Source organism: Synechocystis sp. CACIAM 05, from assembly GCF_010222815.1.
Taxonomy (GTDB): domain Bacteria; phylum Cyanobacteriota; class Cyanobacteriia; order Cyanobacteriales; family Microcystaceae; genus Synechocystis.
In genome coordinates, this window is sequence record NZ_CP019225.1 from 1,384,622 (window position 1) to 1,408,282 (window position 23,661).

Annotated in this window: 24 protein-coding genes, 1 tRNA gene and 1 pseudogene; 18 read left to right on the forward strand and 8 right to left on the reverse strand. The window is 48.9% G+C overall.

Features of this window, described 5'->3' with window-relative positions:
- The 3 genes and pseudogenes from BWK47_RS06610 to BWK47_RS06620 form a co-directional block, all read right to left on the reverse strand.
- Positions 1–540: pseudogene (locus tag BWK47_RS06610) on the reverse strand (IS1 family transposase); the annotation flags it as partial.
- A 93-nt stretch (positions 541–633) separates the two neighbouring features.
- Positions 634–975, reverse strand: a complete 342-nt coding sequence (locus BWK47_RS06615) for a DUF2973 domain-containing protein (RefSeq protein WP_010872464.1) — start codon at positions 973–975, stop codon at positions 634–636.
- Between the two features lie 120 nt (positions 976–1,095).
- Positions 1,096–2,352, reverse strand: coding sequence for an MFS transporter (locus tag BWK47_RS06620; RefSeq protein WP_162328056.1), 1,257 nt, complete (start codon positions 2,350–2,352; stop codon positions 1,096–1,098).
- A gap of 615 nt (positions 2,353–2,967) precedes the next feature.
- Here BWK47_RS06620 and pstS point away from each other — a divergent pair.
- The 5 genes from pstS to BWK47_RS06645 all read left to right on the forward strand — a co-directional run bounded on the left by pstS (position 2,968) and on the right by BWK47_RS06645 (position 7,543).
- Complete coding sequence (pstS, locus tag BWK47_RS06625; protein ID WP_162328057.1) at positions 2,968–3,969, forward strand: phosphate ABC transporter substrate-binding protein PstS; 1,002 nt, start codon at positions 2,968–2,970, stop codon at positions 3,967–3,969.
- Positions 3,970–4,114: 145 nt separating this feature from the next.
- Entirely contained in the window at positions 4,115–5,101 is a 987-nt protein-coding gene (gene pstC, locus BWK47_RS06630; protein WP_162328058.1) for a phosphate ABC transporter permease subunit PstC, read from the forward strand.
- Between the two features lie 4 nt (positions 5,102–5,105).
- Positions 5,106–5,978, forward strand: a complete 873-nt coding sequence (gene pstA / locus BWK47_RS06635; protein WP_162328059.1) for a phosphate ABC transporter permease PstA — start codon at positions 5,106–5,108, stop codon at positions 5,976–5,978.
- A gap of 53 nt (positions 5,979–6,031) precedes the next feature.
- Positions 6,032–6,847 (forward strand): phosphate ABC transporter ATP-binding protein PstB, encoded by an 816-nt coding sequence (pstB, locus tag BWK47_RS06640; protein WP_010872469.1) that lies wholly within the window; start codon positions 6,032–6,034, stop codon positions 6,845–6,847.
- Between the two features lie 180 nt (positions 6,848–7,027).
- Positions 7,028–7,543, forward strand: a complete 516-nt coding sequence (locus BWK47_RS06645; RefSeq protein ID WP_010872470.1) for a peptidylprolyl isomerase — start codon at positions 7,028–7,030, stop codon at positions 7,541–7,543.
- A gap of 128 nt (positions 7,544–7,671) precedes the next feature.
- Here BWK47_RS06645 and BWK47_RS06650 read toward each other — a convergent pair whose 3' ends face one another.
- Positions 7,672–7,962: a 4a-hydroxytetrahydrobiopterin dehydratase gene (locus BWK47_RS06650; RefSeq protein ID WP_010872471.1), complete on the reverse strand. Its 291-nt coding sequence runs from the start codon at positions 7,960–7,962 to the stop codon at positions 7,672–7,674.
- A 31-nt stretch (positions 7,963–7,993) separates the two neighbouring features.
- Positions 7,994–9,811, reverse strand: a complete 1,818-nt coding sequence (locus tag BWK47_RS06655; RefSeq protein ID WP_010872472.1) for a DUF389 domain-containing protein — start codon at positions 9,809–9,811, stop codon at positions 7,994–7,996.
- Between the two features lie 166 nt (positions 9,812–9,977).
- On the opposite strand from BWK47_RS06655, the gene BWK47_RS06660 reads away from it, so the two are divergent.
- Positions 9,978–10,232 carry a DUF1816 domain-containing protein gene (locus tag BWK47_RS06660; RefSeq protein WP_162328060.1) on the forward strand — a complete coding sequence of 85 codons (255 nt, stop codon included), beginning with the start codon at positions 9,978–9,980 and terminating at the stop codon, positions 10,230–10,232.
- A 134-nt stretch (positions 10,233–10,366) separates the two neighbouring features.
- On the opposite strand, the gene BWK47_RS06665 is transcribed toward BWK47_RS06660, so the two are convergent.
- Positions 10,367–11,095 (reverse strand): Bax inhibitor-1/YccA family protein, encoded by a 729-nt coding sequence (locus tag BWK47_RS06665; RefSeq protein WP_041425965.1) that lies wholly within the window; start codon positions 11,093–11,095, stop codon positions 10,367–10,369.
- A 210-nt stretch (positions 11,096–11,305) separates the two neighbouring features.
- On the opposite strand from BWK47_RS06665, the gene BWK47_RS06670 reads away from it, so the two are divergent.
- The 3 genes from BWK47_RS06670 (at position 11,306) to crtB (ending at position 14,367) form a co-directional block, all read left to right on the forward strand.
- Positions 11,306–11,581: a hypothetical protein gene (locus tag BWK47_RS06670; RefSeq protein ID WP_020861703.1), complete on the forward strand. Its 276-nt coding sequence runs from the start codon at positions 11,306–11,308 to the stop codon at positions 11,579–11,581.
- 293 nt (positions 11,582–11,874) lie between these two features.
- Entirely contained in the window at positions 11,875–13,293 is a 1,419-nt protein-coding gene (pds, locus tag BWK47_RS06675) for a 15-cis-phytoene desaturase (RefSeq protein WP_162328061.1), read from the forward strand.
- Between the two features lie 60 nt (positions 13,294–13,353).
- Positions 13,354–14,367: a 15-cis-phytoene synthase CrtB gene (gene crtB, locus BWK47_RS06680; protein WP_010872477.1), complete on the forward strand. Its 1,014-nt coding sequence runs from the start codon at positions 13,354–13,356 to the stop codon at positions 14,365–14,367.
- 176 nt (positions 14,368–14,543) lie between these two features.
- On the opposite strand, the gene BWK47_RS06685 is transcribed toward crtB, so the two are convergent.
- Positions 14,544–14,957 (reverse strand): MAPEG family protein, encoded by a 414-nt coding sequence (locus BWK47_RS06685; protein WP_162328062.1) that lies wholly within the window; start codon positions 14,955–14,957, stop codon positions 14,544–14,546.
- Positions 14,958–15,114: 157 nt separating this feature from the next.
- Here BWK47_RS06685 and ureA point away from each other — a divergent pair, with 157 nt between their 5' ends.
- The 9 genes from ureA (at position 15,115) to BWK47_RS06730 (ending at position 22,508) form a co-directional block, all read left to right on the forward strand.
- On the forward strand, positions 15,115–15,417 hold the full coding sequence (gene ureA / locus BWK47_RS06690) for an urease subunit gamma (RefSeq protein WP_162328063.1): 303 nt from the start codon (positions 15,115–15,117) through the stop codon (positions 15,415–15,417).
- 155 nt (positions 15,418–15,572) lie between these two features.
- A tRNA-Glu gene (locus tag BWK47_RS06695) sits at positions 15,573–15,645 on the forward strand.
- A gap of 216 nt (positions 15,646–15,861) precedes the next feature.
- Positions 15,862–17,055, forward strand: coding sequence for a transporter substrate-binding domain-containing protein (locus BWK47_RS06700; RefSeq protein WP_162328064.1), 1,194 nt, complete (start codon positions 15,862–15,864; stop codon positions 17,053–17,055).
- Positions 17,056–17,251: 196 nt separating this feature from the next.
- On the forward strand, positions 17,252–18,007 hold the full coding sequence (locus BWK47_RS06705; protein ID WP_162328065.1) for an SIMPL domain-containing protein: 756 nt from the start codon (positions 17,252–17,254) through the stop codon (positions 18,005–18,007).
- A 130-nt stretch (positions 18,008–18,137) separates the two neighbouring features.
- Positions 18,138–18,836 (forward strand): MBL fold metallo-hydrolase, encoded by a 699-nt coding sequence (locus BWK47_RS06710; RefSeq protein WP_162328066.1) that lies wholly within the window; start codon positions 18,138–18,140, stop codon positions 18,834–18,836.
- Positions 18,837–18,891: 55 nt separating this feature from the next.
- Positions 18,892–19,425, forward strand: a complete 534-nt coding sequence (locus BWK47_RS06715) for a DUF3122 domain-containing protein (RefSeq protein WP_162328067.1) — start codon at positions 18,892–18,894, stop codon at positions 19,423–19,425.
- Positions 19,426–19,488: 63 nt separating this feature from the next.
- Positions 19,489–20,028, forward strand: coding sequence for a rhodanese-like domain-containing protein (locus tag BWK47_RS06720; RefSeq protein WP_162328068.1), 540 nt, complete (start codon positions 19,489–19,491; stop codon positions 20,026–20,028).
- Positions 20,029–20,033: 5 nt separating this feature from the next.
- Complete coding sequence (locus tag BWK47_RS06725) at positions 20,034–20,900, forward strand: sulfite exporter TauE/SafE family protein (protein ID WP_162328069.1); 867 nt, start codon at positions 20,034–20,036, stop codon at positions 20,898–20,900.
- Between the two features lie 195 nt (positions 20,901–21,095).
- Positions 21,096–22,508, forward strand: a complete 1,413-nt coding sequence (locus tag BWK47_RS06730; RefSeq protein ID WP_162328070.1) for a DUF3370 domain-containing protein — start codon at positions 21,096–21,098, stop codon at positions 22,506–22,508.
- A gap of 27 nt (positions 22,509–22,535) precedes the next feature.
- Here the strand turns inward: BWK47_RS06730 and BWK47_RS06735 are convergent, their stop codons facing one another.
- Entirely contained in the window at positions 22,536–23,567 is a 1,032-nt protein-coding gene (locus BWK47_RS06735; protein WP_162328071.1) for a GntR family transcriptional regulator, read from the reverse strand.
- Positions 23,568–23,661: the final 94 nt, after the last annotated feature.

Genomic DNA, 23,661 nt, shown 5'->3' on the forward strand with positions numbered 1-23,661 from the left:
TTGCTAATCCCATGAAACATATCGGGAGGTTCATCCAGCAGTTGTTGATAGGGCCTCCAGTCATCGGTACAGGACACTGTTACTTTCCACTTTGCCAGTCTCTCCAGCAAACGACTCAGGGTTTGACTATCACGATTTCCCAGTTTCCAGTCGATGAGTCTCCCAGTAACAAGCTCATATGCCTTCCAGATCCATAACTTGTTTTTTTGGCTGAAGAAAATGCCACAGTTCGTCTAATTCCACTACGATCGCTGAGTCTGGAGCTGGTTTCTCGTAGTTTGCTTCGCCAAAATCCCTAATCCAGTTGAGCGCTGACTGAGTGGAAACTCCCAATAATTTTGCTGTGGCATTCATTGACATACCACTCATGTACAGTAAGACCGTTTCTAGTTTCATCAAGAGAGGTTTACCCCGTTCCTTGGAGAGATTGGTGAATTGATATTGGCAACTCTTACACTTCAATCGTTGCTTATCCTTGACAAAGCCATTTTTGACGACATTCTCATGACCACATTGAGGACAGTGACAATGTGTAGACATCTATGCAAAATCTCATTACCCAATATTCTGCATCATGCCACATCATTCTCTATTTGAAACTCTCGAAAATTTTATTGCTGATTCCTGACAGGATTATTTTTCCTCTTCGCCTTCTTGGAAAGTCACACTAGGGGAAGCATCAAAAATGGCGTTCAACTTTTCCCTGGCATCGTCAACATTGACGGAGCGCATCACCAATAAGGGCTCACTGATGGGGCGACCCTGGTCATCGAACAACTCCGGGTGACTGCTCTGGCCAAAGCGACGGGAAAAACTGTTGGGTGGGGTGCGCTGGCTGCCCATGCTGACGGAAATTAAGCTCCGAATTAGGTTGCTAACAGCAAGGAAGGCAATCACGGTGAAGGCCAAAATATAGATAAGATGCAGCACTGAAATTTTCCCCAATTGTTCAATGGCGACCCCGCTGAGCGCCATGGTAGAAAAATTTTTTCAGCATGGAACCGGGCAGGAAAAATTTAGGAACGATCGCCTGAGTCTTGTTCTAGCTTAACAAGATTTTCCGCCGTTGACAGGAATTATCTAGGTCCGGGGGGTCTATTGGGGAGTGGCGTAGAGGTCCCGACTGCGGCCAATGCAAAACTTGAGGGAACGGCCGATGGTGGGGTTGGAAAAAATGCCAAAAACCATGATTGCCGCCAGGGCTAATCCGCCGCTGAGCCAAAATACATGGCGGTAACCAAATATCTCGTTCAGTACGCCCATAATGGGAGCGGCAATGGCAATGCCTCCATCAAAACCGCTCATGCACACGGAGAAAACCCTTCCCCTTTCCTCCAGGGAGGAACGATCGGAAATTAGGGCGATCGTGGTGGGTAATAAAATGCCACTACCTGCTCCTTCGAGGGCGGCTGCGGTCAATAATTCCCAAGAGTTATCCGCTTGGGCAAGGCACACCATAGACAGCAAATAGCAAATCAGGCTACCGACAATGAATAGCCCCCGACCATAGGTATCCGCCAAGGAACCAAGGAAGAGGCGGGGCACAAAACTGGCGATCGCCGCCACACTGTAAAAAACTCCGGCGTAGGTGGCTAGGTCAATTTCCCGCACAAACAGAGGCAAAAAGGTGGCCAAGTTACCGAACAAAAGCCCAATCAGCAGTAACACCAAGGTGGGTACGGCCATGGAGCGACTGGTGAGGAGTTTGCCAATGGAACGGGGTCGGGGGCGATCGCCGAAAACACCCTCTGCTGACGATCGATCTGGGGGACGGTTTTCCCGCACCTGTAGGGCCAAAACCAGGGAAATAAAGCCCAACAGGGAAGAGGCAATGAATAGGAATTCGTAGCCAATGCTTTGGGAAATGTAGGCCCCCACAGCCGGCCCAAATCCCATACCAATAGGCACCGCTAAACTCATATAGCCAATAATTTCCCCCCGTTGTTGGGGTGGGGATAAATCCACCACTAGGGAGTTATAGCCGGTGGTATAGGCGGCCAAGCAGATGCCGTGGAAGGCCCGAATGGCCATTAAAGCTCCCACAGTAGCGGTGAGTAGGTATCCCAAGGGGGCCAGGGCCACCACCAACGCGCCAATGACAATGGCAATTTTTCTCCCCCGGCGATCGACCAACTGACCAATCCAAATTCTGGACCCCAAAAGGCCAAGGGCGAAACTCCCCATAATCCAACCCACTTGTTGTTTCGTTGCTCCCACATCCTGGGCATACATGGGCAGAGTGGGAAGAAGGGCAGTGAGGCTGAGCCAAAACATCAGCACTGAAGCAAACAACAGAGCAAAAGTTTTCTGAGTGGAGGGAGATAGGTGACGCAGGGTCTGGAAAGAACTCACGGAATAATCTGCTGGGGAGGAAATGAGGCAAAGGGCAACTGCTTAAGGTTTCTTTACAGTTTGCTTTTCCATGATAGACCCAAAATTCCTTGCCAGGGTGAGCGGGGCGTGGGGAAGCCAAATCGGTCTGAGATGGTGAAATTGAACATTTTGTAGATCAATCTGGGGAGGGTTGATAGGGTTAACCCCCCACTCTCAACAGGCAATAACTTCCAGGTTTTTTCAAGGGATAACCACAAAAAAACAAGAATATTTTGACCAATTACTTGCCGGCTTAATCTTTTCTTAATTCCATCTTAATTTCGACTTAATCAACTGATTAACTCCCCTTAAAATAAGTCAAAAAACGGCTATGGTTAACCAAAAGTTAATCGACTTTTTTGGGAAATTATGCATTGAAAATAAAAAAAATTTCGTGTTTTAAATTAACAAAATGCAACTAATATTGTTAGCTAGAACGGACCAGTAAGGTTTCTGGCTTTATTGACAGCAAACGGCCCGTCTTACCCTAGGGTTTTGCCGTTTTTTTAGGTCGATAATTATGCCAATGGAAACCCCATCAGCGAACAAGGGCTGACTGTTTCAACTGCACTACAATTTAGATTGCAAATTCCTATGCTTAGTTCACTGCAAAAAGTTGCTACCTTCTCCGTAGTCAGCGTTATCGTCGGTTTTGGTGGCATTGGCCAGGCCATTGCCGGTACTCTCAATGGTGCGGGAGCTAGTTTTCCGGCCCCACTCTACCAACGTTATTTTGCTGAGTATAAAAAAGCTACCGGTAATACTGTTAATTACAACTCCGTCGGTAGTGGCGCTGGTATTCGTCAATTCATTGGTGAAACCGTTGATTTTGGTGCCACCGATGCTGTGCCCACTTCCGCCCAACGTCAACAGATGAAACGGGGTGTGGTTATGGTACCCACCGCTGGTGGCGCTGTGGCGGTAGTTTACAATTTACCAGGCAAAAAAGTACAACTTTCTCGCATTGCTTTGGGTAAAATCTTCACCGGGGAACTAAAAACCTGGAACCAGGTGGATTCCAAACTGCCCAACACTCCCATTCGAGTTGTGGTACGGGCCGATGGTAGTGGCACCACGGATATTTTTACTAGCCACCTCAGCGCTATTAGTAGCACCTTTAGAAGCAAGATTGGTGCTAGCCAAGATCCCAACTGGGGTTTCCAAGTACTGAAAGGTCCGAAAAATGACGGGGTAGCGGCAACGGTTAAGCAAACCCCTGGGGCGATCGGTTATGTCCAGGACACCTTTGCCCGCCGTAACGAGGGGCCCAATCTGCAAACTGCCAAGGTACAAAATAAGGCCGGTCAGTATGTAGAACCCAGCTTGGCAGAGGCCAATAAAGCCATCAGTGGAGCCAAATTTGACGCTAACTTTGTTGCTGAAATTAATGATCCCGCCTCCGGTTATCCCATTGTGGGCTTGACTTGGTTGTTGGTGTATCAAAACAACAAAAATGCCACCGTCGCCAAGGACGTCAAAGCTTTGGTGCGCTGGATTTTAACCACTGGCCAAAACCATAATACCCAGTTGGAGTTCACCAAAATTCCTCCCGCCGTTGCCCAACGGGTAATTGCCGCGGTTGATAAGATCAAATAAACCAAATATCAAGTCAATCTGCGGTTTTTCAAGCTCCCCTAGTCTCCTCAGTTCGGGAAGAAACTGGATAAAGATCCCCCGGTATTGGGAGATTTAGGGGGCAAATTAAAACTTGGCAAACAGGCTCTAGGAAAAGGCAATAGGTATGGTGGAAGGTTTTTCGCGTCGTTCAGAATTCACTCTGGCCCGGGGAGGGGATATTACCCAAGGGAATTCCCTCACCAATGGTTTGGACTGGGGCTTTAAACAGTTGACCCGTCTCTGTTCCCTCGGAGTGGTGGTCATTCTCGGCTGGATCGCCTGGGTGGTCTTTGCCGATGCCCGACCGGCGATCGCCAAGTTTGGTTGGGAATTCATCGTCAGTCAACAATGGGACAGCAGTGAGCAACTGTTTGGCGGCTTACCCTATATTTTCGGCTCGGTGGTTAGTTCCTTCATCGCCCTAATTTTTGCCCTGCCCTTGGGGCTGGCCGTGGCGGTTATGACCAGCGAAAACCTTCTACCTGCTCCGGTGCGGGTGCCCATTGCCTTTCTGGTGGAACTGATTGCTTCCATTCCCAGCGTGATCATTGGTCTATGGGGCATTTTTGTCTTCATTCCAGTGTTAATGCCTGTGCAGGGGGCACTGTTTAAATATCTGGGTTGGTTACCAATTTTTGGTACGGAACCCTTTGGCCCCAGCATGCTGGTGGCGGGATTGGTGCTGACCGTGATGATTATTCCCACCATTGCTTCCATCAGCCGGGACATTTTACTCTCTGTTTCCCCCAGCCTCCGTAGCGCTTCCATGGCCCTGGGGGCAACCCGATGGGAAACTATCTGCTCGGTGATTTTGCCCTCTGCTAGTTCTGGCATTATTGGTGCCACTATTTTGGCCCTAGGTAGGGCCCTCGGAGAAACCATGGCAGTAACAATGGTGATCGGTAACTCAAATATTATCTCGGCTTCCCTACTGGCACCGGGATATACCATTCCCTCAGTGCTAGCTAACCAATTTGCCGAAGCAGTGGATGAGCTGCACATCGGCGCTTTGATGTATTTAGCTTTAATCCTTTTCGTTATTACCCTCGGTATTAATAGTCTGGCGGTGTTGATGGTGGCAACCATTCGTCGTCAAGGGGAGAGCAATTAAAGCGATGAAAAGTTCTGCCCCTAGTAGTTTACTTGCGCCCCTATCCTTTTTCCGTAATGGTTTTGCCTGGGTGATGGGGGGGTTGTCCTTTACCCTCACCCTTGTGGCTCTGCTGCCTTTGTTGGCTATCTTAGCTGCCATTATTCAACGAGGTTTGCCCACTCTTTCCTGGGAAGTGTTTATCCATCTACCAGCTCCAGTGGGGGTGGAGGGGGAACCCAACGGTTTTGCCAATGCCATTGTGGGTACTCTGACCATGGTCGGACTGGGCGCTCTTTTTAGTGCGCCCCTGGGGGTGATGACTGGGGTATTTTTGGCGGAGTTTGCGGCCGGCTCGGCGATCGCCAATGGGGTACGTTTTGTCACCGTGATTCTGAGCAGTGTGCCCTCGGTAATTGTGGGGGTATTTGCCTATGGAGTACTGGTTATTACCACCAAGCAATTTTCGGCCTACGCCGGGGGTCTAGCTTTAGGGGTAATTATGACTCCCATTATTGCTTTGACTACAGAAGAAGCGCTGAAATTAGTGCCTGTCCATTACCGCCTGGGTTCCGCTGCCCTGGGGGCTAGTAAATGGGAAACCACAGTCAAAACGGTAATTCCCTGTGCCATTCCCGCCATTACCACTGGGGTATTGTTAGCAGTGGCGAGGGCCGCCGGGGAAACGGCTCCTTTGATGTTCACTGCCCTCTTCAGTCAATTCTGGCAAGAGGGGTTAATGGCCCCCACCCCTTCCCTGCCCGTACTGATTTACAACTATGCCAGTTCTCCTTTTGAAGAACAGAACGCCATTGCCTGGACCGCTTCCCTTGTACTATTAATGCTGGTTTTGACCATTAATCTATCCTCCCGTCTGCTGATCCGTCGGCGTTTTTAGCTCTGCCATCAATACCTAATCGTTAATTTTCCCGTTTTCTCCGTTTACCAGCTATGACTAATTTGTCCGGTTCAATGCCCAGCTCCACAGCAGCGGATTTACAGCCTGCCCTCAGGGTTGAAGGTTTGGGATTTTATTACGGCACCAAAAAAGTGTTAGAGGGGGTAACCATGGCAATCCCCGTTGGTAAGGTCACTGCCATGATTGGCCCTTCTGGTTGTGGTAAATCAACTTTGCTCAAAGCTTTTAACCGCATTGCCGAACTGGAGGGACGGGTGAAAGTAACCGGGAAAATCGAATTTTTCGGACAAAATATTTACGATCAAAAAGTCAATATTAATAGCCTGCGTCGGGAAATTGGCATGGTCTTTCAGCGCCCCAATCCTTTCCCCACCAGCATTTACGACAACATTGTCTATGGGGTTAAACTTTGTTGCAATGTGAGCCGGGCCGAATTGGATGAAATTGTCGAACGTTCCCTCACTAGGGCAGTGTTGTGGGATGAAGTCAAGGATAGTTTGAAAAAATCTGCTTTGGGTTTATCGGGGGGACAACAGCAACGCCTATGTATTGCCAGGGCGTTAGCGGTCAATCCCAAGGTGTTGTTAATGGATGAACCCTGTTCTGCTCTCGATCCTATTTCTACTCTGAAAATTGAGGAATTAATCAATAGTCTGCGGGAAAATGTGACCATCACCATTGTGACCCACAATATGCAACAGGCCCTGAGGGTGTCTGACTACACAGCGTTTTTCAATACCGATGAAAGCCGTATCGGTCAGTTAGTAGAATTCGACACCACCCAGAATATTTTCTCTAGTCCCCAGGAAACCCAAACCAGGGATTATGTGGCTGGTCGCTTTGGCTAGATACTCCTGTTTATGGTGCCCTCCTTCATATAACGTTTGCTTGTATTACCTCTTAATTTTTACTTTAGAAACTAGTCTTCAGTAAGCATTCAATCTGCTCAATTTTGCCTGGGCTAAAACTGGCTCGCCAACTATTGCCATTCAGAAATCTGGTAAAATGGGTTGCCCAATGAAATTTGTATGATGAGCAAAGTTTTTTTTGATATTACCATCGGCAGCGATACCGCAGGTCGCATTGTGATGGAATTGTTTGACGAAGTTACCCCCAAAACCGCTGAAAATTTCCGGGCCCTTTGCACTGGAGAAAAAGGTGTGGGTAAAGCTGGTAAACCCCTACACTTCAAAGGTTCCCATTTCCATCGAGTCATCACCGATTTCATGGCCCAAGGGGGAGATTTTACCCGGGGCAACGGTACCGGCGGTGAGTCTATTTATGGGGAAAAATTTGCCGATGAAAATTTCCAGTTAAAGCATGATCGCCCTGGGCTATTGTCCATGGCCAATGCCGGGCCCAATACCAACGGTTCCCAATTCTTCTTAACCTTTGTACCTTGCCCTTGGCTTGATGGTAAGCACGTCGTTTTTGGTGAAGTGGTGGAAGGTTTAGAAATTCTAGAGCAACTTGAAGCTAACGGTTCCCAAAGTGGTCAAACTAAACAGGCGATCGTTATCAGCGATTGTGGTGAAATTAAATAAGCCTGATTGACACTAGTGTGTATAGACTCTGTTAAAAACCTTGTTGGAAAAATAAAGTAAGACAGTCCCCTTGATTAGTTTTGAATTGATAATCGAGGGGGTTTTTATTGGTCAAATTTGAGTGAAAATCAATCAGCAAAACTATTAGCCTTGGTGGCAAACTTAACATCCAATTCTGTAATGCCGCCTGCATCATGGGTGGTTAAATCAATGGTGACCCGATTATATACATTGGACCATTCTGGATGATGGTTCAGGGTTTCCGCCACCAACGCTAACCGAGTCATAAAACCGAAAGCTTGATTAAAATTGGCAAACTTAAATTGACGATGGAGTTTATTGCCCTGCAAGCTCCAACCGCCGAGTTCTCCCAGGGCAGTTTGGATTTCTGGGTCAGTTAAACGTTGGGGAGTGGCCATGGTGCAATTTATCTAGATTTTTAACTATTGGTTAGGGATTGTTCCTGCCATCCGTTATATCATCTCCCAGAAAAAGATTGAAGGAAACCTGGGTTGGTTCGCCCACGTTGGTGGTTTCCTGCACCCGGCTATCGGGAATTTGCCAGTTATCACTCAAATAAGTTCTAATCTGCTCTGTTTGGGAAAAAAGACTGGCGGGATTACTATCTGGAGGACGTTGAATGGTGAGTCGCAAATACAGAGAGGGATGGGACCGGAGAATTTGTCCCACATTGTCGAGTACTGCTTGATCTTGGTTGGAAAGATTCAGGGGAGCACTGGCGATCGCCGCAGTTTCATCGAGAACGGTGAGGGGAATAAGCCCTTGATCTGTGGCGAGGCGTTGGTATTCCACCATGGCGTCATTAACCTGTAACGATCGCCGAATTTGATTGGAAAGAATAACCTGGGCGTCCTCCTGTAAATCTCGATCGCCAAGGTAGATGACCACTAACTTAAAAGCGGAATTATCGCTCCGGAGTACGACTTGATAATCCACCAATTGCAGGGCATCAGGAAGGCTCACCAGGGCGAGGGAACGACTAATTTCCCCCATCAATTCCCCCTGTAGGTCTGGCAAATAACTAACTTGGGTGATGACTGGAATAGATTCCGTGTTAACCGCTTGGCTGGTGGGAATTTGCACAAACCGCAAGGTAATGTCACTGGGGCTAAGGTCCAGGGCAGTGGCTAACTTGTCCACAAAGCGGTCTTCATCTTCCTGGCTGTAGAGCTTGTCGGTCACCACCTGGAGTTGTATCGATACTTGGTTGTTATCCCGTTTCGCTTTTACCTGGTCGATGTAGGAACGAAATTCATCATCGCCCCCGTCGAAATTATCCTGCCAGATCTGCTTAATGGTGGAATTAAGTTGGTTTTCTTCCCGTTGCTGGGTCACTTGGCGTCGCACCTGTTCCAGGGATTTGGTCAAAGGAAACGAAATGATCCCCAGGGTAACCAGGATCAAGAAAAAGCGACTGGGCAAACCTCCTACCCGTTGAAAAGTGGTGTAGGCCGGCAATCTTCTCAACCAAGAACTCACCACTTGGCTTTCAGCATTTTCCTGTTTCCACTCCCCAATGGCTTCCCGCACTGCCCGCACATCAAAGTGGACGAAAAAGAACACAATCATGGCGGTGAAAATAATCGCCACTAGGTTGGTGATGAATAGCAGTCCTCCCCCCTTGGCCACGGTCAAACCCTGGGAAGAAGCCAAGCTGAAATAGATACCAATGCCGTAACCCACCACGCACAATGGCGGCATCAAGGCCACGGCGATCGCCACCCCTGGTAAAGAAGCCGCTACCCCCTTCGCTTGTTTGCAGGTAGCCACCGATCCCACCGCCCCGGAAAACAAAGCCACAATTAAATCCAAGAGGGTAGGGTTGGTTCTAGCCAAAATTTCCGGCGTAATTTCCTTAAAAGGGACGATGACCACCAGAATGGCTGCAAAAACGATGGCTAAACTACAGCTCAGTAATAAATTAAACGCCGCCCGCAACCAGAGCACCACGTCTCCCGCCGCCAAACCCATGCCATTGGCCAAAATTGGCCCCATCAAAGGGGAAATCAACATTGCTCCAATGATTACCGCTGGACTGTTCAGTACCAACCCCAGGGTGGCAATGCCCGCCGCAAACAAAACTTCAATCCAGTAACTTATGTCCCTGAGGCTAACGGACTCACATAACTGGGTGTAGATTTGCACCTTATGTTCATCGGTCAAATCTAAATTATTCGTAAAGCCACGGCGTAGACGCAGTAACATCAGCAGGGAAAAACGATGCCCGGAGGACTTGGACTTTGACATAGGCGGGGATGGGATTAATCGTCTCCATTGTGCTTGACCAATACTATACTCTGGGGAGAGTTTGCTGAATTATTGCCATCCACCTTTTCGGGGTCGGGCTATCCCAGGTTATATTGCCTTACATTATCCCCATATCATTCATTATTTCCCATCGAGCGAGTTGTTTATGTTTGGCGTTCTGCTGTTCCTTATTTTCTTCTGTGCCGTCAGTCTAGCCTTTTTTGCCAACCGTAAATGGTGGATTCGTGTTTCCACCCAGTCTCCCCGCTGTACCTATTATTTTGGTCCCTTTGCTTCCCAAGAAGAGGCGATCGCCCACCACCAAGGTTATCTCCAGGATTTGGAGATGGAGGGAGCCCAGGGCATTGAATACAAGATAGAACGCTCCTATAAGCCGAGAAAATTAACCATCGAAGACTGAAAAAAACGCCAGCAATGGGGAAGCTTGTTGGCTAATTTCTCCCCAAAGCACAAATCCCCCAGTTATTTGGTTAACCAGGGGATCCAGCTTATCTTTACAGCTAAAATTCTGAGCAAGGAGATCTTACTAAAAATTTAGTCTCGACCGTTGAGGGCAATCAGTAGACGCAGAATGAAGATAAACAGGTTGATATAGGTCAAATACATGGACAGGGATGCAGCCAAATATTGATCATCCCGGTAGGTGCGGGGGAGAACAAAAAAGTCCACCACCGACACGCCGGCAAATAGCAACACCCCGAAGCCCGAAATGGCCACTTCCAAAAAGGTGGGGGTAATGACCCCAAAAAAGCCGAGCACCACTTGGAGAAGCATCACCACCACTAGCCCGATCAAGGCTAAGCTGACGGTTTTGCTCAGGGCAATGCCATCTTCTTCCGATAAATTGGAGCCAATACTACGGGCCACCACAAAAGTTACACCACAGCCCAGGGCCGCCACACCAATGCCTTGGATGCCCACTCCACTGGTTTGCAGGGCCAGGTAAATAATGCCACTCAGGGTATAACCAGATAGCAGACTATACAGGGTTAGCAGGGGCAAAGCCGTTGCGTTATTGCCACTTTGCGCCACCCGCATGGCGACAAAAAAGAGAATAAAATTACCGATTAAAGCGACCCAAAAGGTGGTCATGAATAGACCGGGATTGCCCTGCATGACGCTGAGACCACCAAAGGTTCCCGCCGCTGTCAGCACCAAGCCTCCGCCAAGATAGGGGAGGGCGTTTTTGATTACGTTTGGCCCGATCAGACTTTGGCCTTTTGCCTCCGCCATGATCTGACGAAAATTGCTGGTATTGCTCATAAAAAGTGGATTTTTGACTAGGATAATCACAGGGGGGAAATTATTTTTCCCTTACCTTTAATATACTATCGACAACCATGGCCTTGCTTTAAGTGCTGGTAAGTCCCTGTAAGCCTTTATTTGTGGGCTATTTCTGCCCCTGGATCCCGCCGGCTGAGCTAAGCATGAACTGTGTATTGTTCCATTGTCAGACCAGGAGGCCTTAGTCCTATGAATTATCGTGTTATTGTCTTGAGCGGGGTGATGACTGCCCTCCTCGGCACCGTGTTTGGTTGGGGCATGGGGCAGATTGCCCTGCGTCAACGGCCTAGCCAAGTACAGGTCACCATGAGTCAGCCCTATCGTACTTTCTATGGGCGACGCTTAATCTGGTTCGGGGCGATCGCCGGTTTTGTGTTGGGGGCAGGACAGGCCTGTGTACTGGCGGAGAGGAAAAAGGAAAAAGAAGCCATGGAGAAAGCGGAAACTGAAGAAGACTATTCCTGATCCCCTGCCGCTGGAGTGACCGGGTTTTCCGGTGCCGATGGAGGGAATTTGGTTACCATTTCTGGCGGCCCAAGGAACGGGACAAAGTTCGCCGCCATTGTTTGCATCGCCGTAGCCTAAGGCTGTCAAATACTCCCATCCCCTGACCAGGCTAGTTTTCTCCCTTGGCGATCGCCCTGGTAGCATTTAATACAAATTGGCTATCTTGGCAAAGTCCCCCGAAATATTACGAAACGTAAAGTATAATAACAATTAACCTGTAAACCCCAAATGCCTTAGCGAGACAGTAACCCATGCGCGTTGTGATCGCCGGAGCCGGATTAGCCGGCCTAGCCTGTGCCAAATACTTAGCCGATGCGGGCTTTATCCCCGTCGTCTTGGAACGTAGGGATGTATTAGGCGGGAAGATTGCCGCGTGGAAAGATGAGGACGGAGATTGGTATGAAACCGGCCTGCATATCTTTTTTGGGGCCTATCCCAATATGTTGCAGTTATTTAAGGAATTGGACATCGAAGATCGTCTGCAATGGAAAGAGCACAGCATGATCTTCAACCAACCGGAGAAACCAGGTACCTACTCTCGGTTCGATTTTCCGGATATTCCGGCCCCCATCAATGGTTTGGTGGCTATCCTCCGCAATAACGACATGCTCACCTGGTCAGAGAAAATTCGCTTTGGCCTAGGGCTTTTGCCCGCCATTGTTCAGGGCCAGAGCTATGTAGAAGAGATGGATAAATATACTTGGTCGGAGTGGATGGTCAAGCAAAATATTCCCCCCCGCATCGAAAAAGAAGTTTTCATTGCCATGAGTAAGGCGTTGAACTTCATTGATCCCGATGAAATTTCCGCCACCATTTTACTTACTGCCCTAAACCGCTTTTTACAGGAAAAAAATGGCTCTAAGATGGCATTCCTGGATGGGGCACCACCGGAGCGTCTTTGCCAACCATTAGTGGACTACATTACGGAACGGGGTGGAGAAGTTCACCTGAATAAACCCCTCAAAGAAATTTTGTTAAATGAAGACGGTTCTGTTAAAGGTTATCTAATCCGGGGTCTGGACGGGGCGGCGGATGAAGTAATTACAGCGGATTTGTATGTTTCTGCCATGCCGGTGGATCCCCTGAAAACCATGGTGCCAGCGCCCTGGAGAGAATATCCTGAGTTTAAGCAAATCCAAGGTTTGGAAGGAGTCCCGGTCATTAACCTCCACCTGTGGTTTGACCGTAAGTTAACCGACATTGATCATTTGTTATTCTCCCGATCGCCGTTGCTGAGTGTTTACGCCGATATGAGTAACACCTGCCGAGAATACAGTGACCCAGACAAATCCATGTTGGAATTGGTGCTGGCTCCGGCCCAGGATTGGATCGGCAAATCCGACGAAGAGATTGTGGCGGCCACCATGGCGGAGATCAAGCAACTCTTTCCCCAGCACTTTAGCGGGGATAATCCAGCCCGGCTGCTTAAATCCCACGTTGTCAAAACCCCCCGCTCTGTCTACAAAGCCACCCCAGGAAGGCAGGCCTGTCGCCCCGATCAACGGACTTCGGTGCCCAACTTTTACCTAGCAGGGGACTTCACCATGCAAAAATACTTGGGCAGTATGGAAGGGGCAGTGCTTTCCGGCAAACAATGTGCCCAGGCGATCGCCGCCGATTTTAACCCCCAAACCGTTCCTCCAACCCGGGAAATAGTCAGCGTGGGTTAAGCCGCTAGGACTCCCTGGTAATCTTCCTGACAAATGGCAACCCTAATGCGACAATGCTAAATGGCTAACGGTCAAATTTCTCCCCAGCGTGCAGTTACCAAACCCCAATCCTGGTGGCTCACTTCCGAACCCCGTCCGTCCTTAATGTTACAACTGCCCAAACCGTCTCCATCTGCAAAGCCCTGTGCTTCTGTTGAGGAAGCTTACGAAATTTGTCGTCAAGTAACGGCCCAGTACGCAAAAACTTTTTACCTGGGAACTTTGCTGATGCCCCCTGCCAAAAGGAGGGCCATTTGGGCGATTTATCTTTGGTGTCGCAGGACCGATGAACTAGTGGATGGGCCCCAGGCGGCCACCACCACCCCGGAAACTTTGGACCATTGGGAGCGGCGTTTAGAAGGGATTTTTGCTGGCCAACCCCAGGACGATGCCGATGTGGCCCTGGTGGATACCTTGGAAACATTTCCGCTCGATATTCAGCCCTTTCGGGACATGATAGCCGGTCAGCGGATGGACCTTTACCGTTCCCGTTACCAAACCTTTGAAGAACTAGACTTGTACTGTTATCGAGTGGCGGGCACCGTCGGTCTGATGTCCAGTGCTGTGTTGGGGGTCGATACGGGCAATGGCCAGGCCCCTTGGCAACCCGATGCGGTGTACATTCCCCAGGAAGAGGCGATCGCCTTGGGGGTGGCGAACCAATTGACCAATATTCTGCGGGACGTTGGGGAAGACGTGGAGCGGGGTCGAATTTATTTACCCCTGGAAGATTTAGAACGATTTAATTACAGCGAACAGGATTTACTCAATGGGGTAAACGATGATCGTTGGCGCAGTTTAATGAAGTTTGAAATTGACCGGGCCCGCCATTATTTTGAAGATGCGGAACGGGGTATTCGGGCTTTAAATCGGGATGCCCGTTGGCCGGTGTGGACAGCATTGATGTTGTACAAAGGCATTTTGGATGTGATTGAGGCCAATAATTACAATGTGTTTAATCGCCGTGCCTATGTACCCACTCCGAAGAAATTACTATATTTACCCGTGGCCTGGTTGCGGGCCCAGGTGCTTTAAGGTTTTTTCCGACCACTGATCGATGGTTGATCTGATCCTGACTTCCCGCTGAAAAAAAGCCCCCAACCGTTGTAGGCTAAGGACTCACTTTATGAAGGGTTCAAACTACCAGTGTAGCGAACAAAGGCGATCGCCCCGATGTTTCCCCTTAGGTGAAGAGAAATCACAAAGTTTGTTCAAAACTGGGATAGTTGCCGCAACTGCCAAAGGATGGACAGCAGTGCCCCCACCACTAAAATCATGGAACTAAGGGAACCAAGGGCAAAACCCACCATTCTTTTCTCCGCCGCTTGGTAATAGCCCCAGGCATATAGAGTACGCCCCAGCAACCAGACGGCCCCCAAAATGGCAGCAATAGTTGGATCTCGGTAAATGGCAAATAGCCATAGCCCCGGCAGAAAAAAGGCTAACTGCTCCAGGGTGTTGTACTGTACCCTCAGCACCCGCTCAAAGTCTTCATTGCCGGTGGTGGCCGGTGGCATCACCCCATATTTAGCCCGAGCCCGCCCCACATTAATCACCAGCACCAGGTAAAGCATCGCCGCCAAAGCAGTGATCAAAGCTGGCCAGAGTAACTCGGTTTTTGTCATCGGTCATGGTGAAAGAAAGTATATTTTCAGACTAGCCCAAAAAGTTACTCTGCCTCCAAATCATTAATATTGCTCGGACTAATCGCTATACTTACGGTCAGGGTATTACCCAACTTTTTATTTTTCTCAGTCAAGTTCCTTTTGTATTTTCTATCCCATGCAGCTAAGCCCCCAGGAAAAAGATAAATTATTGATTTTTACCGCCAGCCTAGTGGCAGAACGCCGTAAGGCCCGGGGGCTCAAACTCAACTATCCCGAAGCCGTGGCCTATATTTCCGCCGCTATCCTGGAAGGGGCCAGGGATGGTCGTACCGTAGCCGAGTTGATGAACTATGGCGCTAGCCTATTGAGTCGGGACGAAGTCATGGAAGGGGTGCCGGAAATGTTACCGGAGGTACAGGTGGAAGCAACTTTTCCCGATGGCACTAAACTGGTGACGGTCCACGAACCCATTCGCTAGTAATGAGCTGGCCGGTCAGGGCGGACTGTTTTTTGCCGCTAAACCCCAGGCCTGTTGACCGTAGAAAAAATTCATTGTCTAGGGTTGACAGTGATCAATCTTTATCGCTATATTTAAAAACGTCTGAAATAACAAACTGTTATCGAGACCGCCTAGCCCCCATCGTCTAGAGGCCTAGGACACCTCCCTTTCACGGAGGCGACAGGGATTCGAATTCCCTTGGGGGTATTAAAAAAAAAGAAAAAACAAAAAGAAGTTCTTCGGGGCTTCTTTTTTGTTGCTTACCCAAACAATTCCCCAAGAAGTTTAAAACCCTCTTTCGGTTTATGGAACAGAAGAAGCGGGGAGCTTGTCGAGGGAAACAGCGCAGAAATGGCAAGACCCAAACTCCATCTATGGCAGTATAGGGGCGTAGTTCTTTGTCCTTGAGGCTCTGTCTGGCAAATGTTAATCCTGCGTCGCCTAATACTAGTTGTTTCCCTTAGTTTTGCCACGATCGCCATTGACATTACTACGAGACCAGGGCTGGAACCAGTGCAAGGCCAGGGGGGGGAGACAGTAGACTCGCAAACACTAAAAGTGGGGGTGGTGGGCAATCCTCCCTTTGTCTTTTATGGAGAAGGAAAAAACGCAGCATTTACCGGCATTAGCCTAGATGTGTGGAGAGCAGTGGCCGAGTCCCAGAAGTGGAATTCAGAATATGTAAGGCAACATTCCATCTCCGCAGGCATCACAGCGGTGGCGCAAGGGGAATTGGATATTTTAATTGGTCCCATTAGTGTTACCCCAGAGCGGGCCGCCATAGAGGGCATTACCTTCACCCAGCCCTATTTCAGTAGTGGCATTGGCCTGTTAATTCCAGGCAAACCGGTGAGTTTATGGGAAAGATTTTCGCCTTTTTTTGGCATAGCCGCTTTGTCTTCAGCGGGGGTACTTACTCTACTTTTATTTTTGGTGGGGAATTTAATTTGGTTAGCAGAACATCGCAAAAATCCCGAGCAGTTTTCCCCCCATTACCCAGAAGGAGTCCAAAATGGCATGTGGTTTGCCTTAGTTACCCTAACAACGGTGGGCTATGGCGATCGATCGCCGAGGACTAAGTTAGGGCAACTGGTGGCGGGGGTATGGATGTTGGTGGCCTTATTAAGTTTTTCTTCCATTACGGCGGGGTTAGCTTCGGCTTTTTCCACGGCTCTTTCCGAAGCTAGTGCAACACCTTTGTTTAGAAGTGTGGGGGATTTGAAAAATAAAGAGGTGGCAGTGGTGCAGGATACCACAGCGGTGGATTGGGCTAATTTTTATCAGGCTGACGTTAGGGAAACTAATAATTTGACAGCAGCTATTGCTCTACTACAAAAAAAACAGGTGGAGGCGGTAATGTTCGACCGGCCAGCCCTAATTTACTACACCAGACAGAATCCTGATCTTAACTTGGAGGTGACGGAAATTCGAGTTTCCCTGGAGCCCTATGGCTTTGTGCTCAAGGAAAATAGTCCTTTGCAAAAGACTATCAATGTGGAGATGCTCAATTTGCTTTACAGCAGGGTAATTGCGGAATTTACCGAACGCTGGTTAGGGCCTGGGATTGAGGAAAATCAAGACCTTTTGCCCCAAAACATAGGAGAAAGCCCTAGCTAAACCCTGGTAAAACTTATAATACCGTTCTGGCTCTGCAACCCTAGTAATTACTGTCAGGAACAGCCAAAGTATTTTTTGGACTGGGAGCGCAAACAATGCCTTTTATTGATGTTAGCCTGGGACTAGCTGTGTTCCTGGGGTTTATTTTCTCGGTAATGGCAGCTAGGTTATTTTTGAAAATTTGGCTGCACTATCTATGAGTACCATCAAGGCCCTATTACCGCCAAAATTCCCCCAATTACTGACTGGTTTAGCTTTACTTTCCCTGTCTTTGGTGGTCAGTACGGCGATCGCCGCCAAGGCCTTACTGGAAGTAAAAAATGCTAATGATGTCTTAATAGTTACGGGGTCAGCCAAACGACCCATCACTTCTGACTACATTGTTTGGGGATTATCTGTCTCTAGTCAGCAGCCCACTGCCCAGGCAGCTTACCAGGATTTACAAAGTCAAACTGAACGGGTGCAAGCCTATCTCCAAGCAAAAAATGTGCCCACGGCAGCCATTAGTATGGGGGCGATGGAAACCTATGCCATTCCCGAAGTTACTGAAAATGGGCAGGAAACCGGGAGAACCTTGGCCTATCGTCTTACGCAACGGTTTGAAATTAGTGCCGATGACGTGGAGCGTTACAGCAAATTGTCCCAGGAAGCCACCGAATTGATTAATGAAGGCATTAATTTAACGGTAGAACCACCCCAGTATCTTTATACTCAGTTGGCCCCCCTCCGCATTGAAATGGTGGCCGAAGCAACCAAGGATGCCAAAGCTCGGGCCGAGGCGATCGCCAGTAGCACCAATAGCAAAGTGGGGTCAGTGCGGAGTGCCCAAACCGGAGTTTTTCAAATTACCTCCCGCAATTCCACCGATGTCAACGACATGGGAATCTATGACACCTCTTCCATCGAAAAAGACATCACCGCAGTGGTTTCCATCACTTTTAGTATGAAATAATTATCTGAAAATTTTACCAAGGCTGTTACCCTGTCCGTATTTTCCCCGACAATTAAAAGATCTAACCGATGAATGATTGATCTTTGTTGGTTTTCGTTCCACGATGTAAAGATTAGAGTCGATAAAAGCCATGCTGTTTCGTCAATTGTTTGATCCGGAAACCTCCACTTACACCTACGTAATTGCTGACCCCAAGGGTCGGTCTGCGGCCTTGGTAGATTCTGTTTTAGAACAAGTGGATAGGGATCTAAACTTGCTCAAAGAGTTGGATCTCAAGTTAACTTTTTGTCTGGAAACCCACGTCCATGCCGACCATATCACCGGAGCGGGAAAGCTGCGGCAATTAACTGGTTGTCAAAATCTCGTACCCCAGTATGCTGACGTGGACTGTGCTGACCGCCATTTGCAGGACGGGGAAATTATTCATGTTGGCTCCATACCCATCCAGGCGATCGCCACTCCGGGGCACACCGATAGCCATTTAGCTTTTTTGGTCAATCAAACCCATGTGTTGACGGGGGATGCTCTGCTCATCCGGGGCTGTGGCCGGACGGATTTTCAAAGTGGGGATGCCGGTACTTTATATGACTCTATCCACGGCAAATTATTCACCCTGCCAGAGGATGTTTTTGTCTATCCGGGCCATGATTACCGGGGCCACACCGTTTCCACCATCGGGGAAGAAAAACGTTTTAACCCCCGCTTATTAGGGCGCGATCGCCAGAACTTTATCGAATTTATGGACAGTTTAAATCTGCCCGATCCAAAGAAAATTATGGAAGCGGTGCCCGCCAATCAACTCTGTGGTCAAAGGACTGTTGCGGTTTAAAGACTTGCTCCAAGACTAATCAAGATCCATTTCCCGGAAAAATCCGTTCACAATTATGGTCAGTTGGTGTCAGTCCCTTTTCCTTCGCTGGGGTAAGGTTTTAACCCTAACAGTGCTTAGCTTTGGGTTTTGCTGTGCCTGTTTAACTCTTTGGCCGGTGGCAACTCCAGCCCTAGTACGGGAGACTACGGAACAGCCGGGGCAAACCCTGATCCAGTCTCGTCAATCCCTACGGGACCAGAAAGGGAATACCTGGCAAGTGGTGTTATTTAAAAGGACGAAAGCCAACGGTGATAGAGAAACCAATTTACGTTTAGTTGGTTTTCCTGGAGTCACATCCTTTCGCCATCCAGCCCCTTTGGTGGTTCGGGACAATGGCGGTAATGCCGTTAACCTAACCGATCTTTTAGTGGAGAAAAACCCCGGTGCCAATGTTGGTCAATTTTTGGTTGCGGCGGACTTTAGCAACCTCGAAATTAATGGCATTTGGGAATTGGATTTGCCGTTAGAGGAGGGAGATCAACAAATCAAAGTTCCCTATTTTGTCCTCCAAGAATGGCAAAGTTTGTTGGCCAAGGCATCAGATTAATTGGCAACAGCTTAGCCACTAAATTTAAAATTATTAAAAACAAACTTAAGCGGAGATTAAACTATGGCTAGCTCAACCCAAACCAATGTCACCATTGCCCCCAAAACTTTGCAACAATTGCGTCAGCAGGATGCGGTAATTCTGGTTGATGTGCGGGAGCCCCTGGAATTTGTTGGGGAACACATTGCCGATGCCTATTCTTTGCCTTTATCCCGATTGAATCCTAGCCAATTGCCCCAGGCGGAAGGAAAAACGACGGTACTCTATTGTCAAAGTAGTAACCGTTCCGGCAACGCCCTGCAACAATTGAAATCTGCTGGAGTGGAAGGAATCATTCATTTGGAAGGGGGATTATTAGCTTGGAAACAGGCTGGGTTGCCGACGGTAAAAACAAAAAATGCCCCTATCAGCATTATGCGTCAGGTGCAAATTATTGCCGGTAGTTTGGTTTTGACCGGGGTTTTGCTGGGCAGTTTTGTCGCCCCTGGATTTTATTTTCTCAGTGGTTTTGTCGGCGCAGGATTATTATTTGCCGGACTTTCTGGCACCTGTATGATGGCTAATCTTTTGGGCAAATTACCCTACAACCAAATTAAGGACTAATAATCATGGCACTCCAGGTGGTGGGCTATTTTTTGGCAAGTTGCATTGGCCTAAGTTTGGGGCTTTTGGGAGGTGGCGGCTCGGTGTTAGCCCTGCCCATTTTGGTCTATGTGATGCAGGTTCCCCCCAAGGCGGCGATCGCCATGACGTTAGTGATTGTGGGGGCAGTGAGCTTGATTGGGGTCATTCCCCATTGGCGTCGGGGTAATGTTAATCTCCCCAAGGCCCTGATTTTTGGTTCAGCCACCATGGTGGGAGCTTTTGGCGGGGCTAAGCTAGCCACTCTTCCTTTAGTGACAGAAACGTTTCAGTTGATTTTATTTGCGGTGCTGATGCTGGTGGCGGCTATTTTTATGATCCGCAAAGCCCAACAACGACCCCAGTTATCCTCCACAGAGGATCCTGATTTAGCCACCTATCCCGCCCCCATTTGTAAATATTGTTGGCTGTGGCTACTGACGGAAGGCATTGCCATTGGCGTTTTAACTGGGCTGGTGGGAGTGGGGGGGGGATTTGCCATTGTACCCGCCCTAGTGTTGCTGGGAAAATTGCCCATGAAAGAGGCGATCGGTACTTCCTTGTTGATTATTGCCTTTAACTCTGTGGCCGGCTTTTTAGGTTATTTTGGCCAAGTTAGTTTGGATTATCATCTGATGGTGAGTTTTACGTTCTTCGCCGCCCTGGGAATTTTATTAGGTTCCCATCTCTCCAGTTTTGTTGACGCCAAAAATCTCCAAAAAGGTTTTGCTTATTTCCTGATGGCGATCTCCGCCTTTATTTTGTTCCAACAACGGGATACTTTCCGAAGCTCCAAAGCTAATAGCTATCTGCCCGAAATAAGCTCCCAAGTATTGCTGCAAAAAGCACAGTAGATCCAAAAGAATGAATTAACAGAATTGATACTTACCATTGATTAACAGATTGATGGGTAGGGCAAATTGGCTAACTGTCCCCGGCAATTTTGCCAAGGTAACCGAAGAACTACAATCAATGGGGAAATCGACACTTTTTAACCCATCTGGCCGTCTCGGGTTCCATTGCCCGTTCTTTGCCCTGCTTCATCATCCATGCTTTCCCTGCTCACACCTCTAGTTCTGGCCCAAGCTAATCCGATCGCCATTCCCATCACGCCACCACCGGTAATTACCCAGCCCGCCCCCACCATCGGTGACACTCCCCAAGAACTAAAAGTTGTGCAGCCAGTGCGCCCTTTGCCAGGGCAACTAGACCAAATTCCCGTTTTTAACAGTAACAGTCCTGAACTGATTTTTAACGAAGGCATTATCCTCTCCACTTTGCCTTCCATTGGCATGGGCCATCCCTATGCCCACTTAAACCATCCCTTTCGAGGTCGGTTCGATGTCTTTGCCCACCACGTTGTCCAAGCTTCTCCTGAAGGCAGAACTTTATATTTAGGGGTGCTGCTGTTTAATGGTAGTCGGCAGGACGCCACGGTGGAAATTCTTCAGGGGGCTAGTTCCCTCACTTCCCCCGATGCCCTCTTTATCGATCTCCCGCCGGTGGTGGAAAATAACGACGGCAATATCTTTGCTGGCCCTGGCAGTCGAGTAACTAATGATGTTTTGCGGGGACAACGGCAGAATGACTACCCCGAAAAATTCGTCATTCCCGCTGGCCAGAGTCGCATGTTAATCAATCAGCCTTTGCCGGTGAACTATACCCCAGTGCCTGGGCAACCACCGCCGATTCGACTACCCCGCAACGGTTTTTCTGCCTATTTACGACTTAACACTAACGTTCCCATTCATGCAGCCAGCATGGCCATGTATGCTCCCCAGAATAGCCTTGGTGTAGAACAGGCTCCCCGTTTGGCCGATTGGGAAAATTTGCTCAAAACTGCCAACCTGATGCAACCCAGGGACCGCATTCCCCGTAATAGCCAACGCCGCATTTATAGCCGGGTAGCGGGGGTTTCCATTGGCTCCCAGTGGCAGGCCACCATCACTGATGACAACAGCCAAAAGCTAACCATTCCCGAACCGGGACAGGGTTTTTCCTATCCTATTAGCGCTTTGGAAGGGGGCCGCATGGGCACCGGGCAAAATCAGTCTGCCCCCATGGCGGTGCGTTACCCTGACACAGCCTATGAGTCCCACGGTAATTATGGAGTGCAATATAGTTTGACCTTGCCCTTGGTGAACAATACCAATCGCAATCAGACCGTGGACCTGACGGTGGAAACTCCCCTCAAATTCAACGATGCCCCCAATGATCAGCTAACTTTTTTGGTACCTCCTGCGGTCAATGTCTTTTTCCGAGGCACAGTAAGATTCAGCTATACCGATCGCCGGGGGCAAACCAATAACCGTTACTACCATCTGGTGCAACGGCGGGGCCAAAAGGGAGAAAATTTGGTCAGCCTCGACCTCAAACCAGGGGAGGCAAGAACTGTGCAGGTGGATCTGCTTTATCCCCCCGACGCGACTCCGCCCCAACTGTTAACAGTGAGAACTCGCTAGATTTGGCTTAGCGGTTTTTCGTTGAGTTTAAGCCGTGGCCACTTTTGTTGACTTCCCTTCCTCCTCCGTTTCCTCTTCCCCCAACCCCAATTCCCGTTTGAGGATGGCAATGGATTTTTCGCCAATGTAATGTTCAGAGCAAATAATTTCCGGCATCCGGATTAAATCATGGCGTTCCGCTTCGATCGCCTGGCGCACAATGGGTTCACTGGCGGGATCGGTAATAATGGTGCGGGCAGTGCGGACTAGGGATCGTAATTTCTGGCGATCGCTCACTAGGGCCGATTTCAAAAAGAGGGACTCTCCCCGCAGGCTATGGATGAGAATTTCCGCAATGGTGAGAATGCCAGGGCTAAGGCTGACAATGCCAAGACAGGAATTCTCTGGTAGAGCTTTGACCAACTCTAGCTCTTTGCTGTAGTCGTAAATATCAACGGGAATCACCCGCACATCGTAGGGGGTGGCAATGGACTCCGCTTCAGCCAGAAAGTACCGACTGGTGACCACCGTGCCGGAAGGCAATTCGGATAGGGTTTGTTTGAGGGTTTCCATGGGCACCAACTGCACCGGAATTACTAAAGCTTGTTCTAATTCATTGAGAATTAACTGCCCCGCCCCGATGTCCCGCTGGGGCACAGTGACCAACACCCTAGCCGTACTGCGCAGCCGCCAATCAATGGTTTCCAAACAAAGCTCTTTCACTTGGGAGAGGTTTAACCCCTGACCTAGCAGTTCATCAATGGTTTTTTGGATTAGTTGACTGGCTTCGGGATATTCCCGGAATAGGGGGCCATCGAGGATCATGCCCTCCTCGGTGCTGGGGGCTTTGACATAAATGCCGGAACCAGCAATGGATTCCACCAGGCCCGCATCTTCCAGATTTTGGTAAACCTTACTGATGGTGTTGCGGTGCAAGCCCGTCATCATGGCCAGTTGTCTAGTACTGGGCAAACGGTGCCCCGGATGATACTGGCGGGAGGCGATCGCAAAACGAATTTGGTCAAATAACTGCTTGGAAGCGGGAATTTCGCTGTCGTTTTGAATTTGGAACTGTAGCATTTTAGGGAATGGTAAACGAGGAGTAGGCAGATTCAGTCCGGATTTTATCCCAGGGCTAAAGACGGTCTCCACTGGGGAAAGGTTCATTGCCAGT

Bases quoted from the DNA above. Each gene is read 5' to 3' on its own strand.
- BWK47_RS06615 (WP_010872464.1), bottom strand. From the start codon at position 975: ATGGCGCTCAGCGGGGTCGCCATTGAACAATTGGGGAAAATTTCAGTG.
- pstS (WP_162328057.1), top strand. From the start codon at position 2,968: ATGCTTAGTTCACTGCAAAAAGTTGCTACCTTCTCCGTAGTCAGCGTT.
- pstC (WP_162328058.1), top strand. From the start codon at position 4,115: ATGGTGGAAGGTTTTTCGCGTCGTTCAGAATTCACTCTGGCCCGGGGA.
- pstA (WP_162328059.1), top strand. From the start codon at position 5,106: ATGAAAAGTTCTGCCCCTAGTAGTTTACTTGCGCCCCTATCCTTTTTC.
- pstB (WP_010872469.1), top strand. From the start codon at position 6,032: ATGACTAATTTGTCCGGTTCAATGCCCAGCTCCACAGCAGCGGATTTA.
- BWK47_RS06645 (WP_010872470.1), top strand. From the start codon at position 7,028: ATGATGAGCAAAGTTTTTTTTGATATTACCATCGGCAGCGATACCGCA.
- BWK47_RS06650 (WP_010872471.1), bottom strand. From the start codon at position 7,962: ATGGCCACTCCCCAACGTTTAACTGACCCAGAAATCCAAACTGCCCTG.
- BWK47_RS06655 (WP_010872472.1), bottom strand. From the start codon at position 9,811: ATGTCAAAGTCCAAGTCCTCCGGGCATCGTTTTTCCCTGCTGATGTTA.
- BWK47_RS06660 (WP_162328060.1), top strand. From the start codon at position 9,978: ATGTTTGGCGTTCTGCTGTTCCTTATTTTCTTCTGTGCCGTCAGTCTA.
- BWK47_RS06665 (WP_041425965.1), bottom strand. From the start codon at position 11,095: ATGAGCAATACCAGCAATTTTCGTCAGATCATGGCGGAGGCAAAAGGC.
- BWK47_RS06670 (WP_020861703.1), top strand. From the start codon at position 11,306: ATGAATTATCGTGTTATTGTCTTGAGCGGGGTGATGACTGCCCTCCTC.
- pds (WP_162328061.1), top strand. From the start codon at position 11,875: ATGCGCGTTGTGATCGCCGGAGCCGGATTAGCCGGCCTAGCCTGTGCC.
- crtB (WP_010872477.1), top strand. From the start codon at position 13,354: ATGGCTAACGGTCAAATTTCTCCCCAGCGTGCAGTTACCAAACCCCAA.
- BWK47_RS06685 (WP_162328062.1), bottom strand. From the start codon at position 14,957: ATGACAAAAACCGAGTTACTCTGGCCAGCTTTGATCACTGCTTTGGCG.
- ureA (WP_162328063.1), top strand. From the start codon at position 15,115: ATGCAGCTAAGCCCCCAGGAAAAAGATAAATTATTGATTTTTACCGCC.
- BWK47_RS06700 (WP_162328064.1), top strand. From the start codon at position 15,862: ATGTTAATCCTGCGTCGCCTAATACTAGTTGTTTCCCTTAGTTTTGCC.
- BWK47_RS06705 (WP_162328065.1), top strand. From the start codon at position 17,252: ATGAGTACCATCAAGGCCCTATTACCGCCAAAATTCCCCCAATTACTG.
- BWK47_RS06710 (WP_162328066.1), top strand. From the start codon at position 18,138: ATGCTGTTTCGTCAATTGTTTGATCCGGAAACCTCCACTTACACCTAC.
- BWK47_RS06715 (WP_162328067.1), top strand. From the start codon at position 18,892: ATGGTCAGTTGGTGTCAGTCCCTTTTCCTTCGCTGGGGTAAGGTTTTA.
- BWK47_RS06720 (WP_162328068.1), top strand. From the start codon at position 19,489: ATGGCTAGCTCAACCCAAACCAATGTCACCATTGCCCCCAAAACTTTG.
- BWK47_RS06725 (WP_162328069.1), top strand. From the start codon at position 20,034: ATGGCACTCCAGGTGGTGGGCTATTTTTTGGCAAGTTGCATTGGCCTA.
- BWK47_RS06730 (WP_162328070.1), top strand. From the start codon at position 21,096: ATGCTTTCCCTGCTCACACCTCTAGTTCTGGCCCAAGCTAATCCGATC.
- BWK47_RS06735 (WP_162328071.1), bottom strand. From the start codon at position 23,567: ATGCTACAGTTCCAAATTCAAAACGACAGCGAAATTCCCGCTTCCAAG.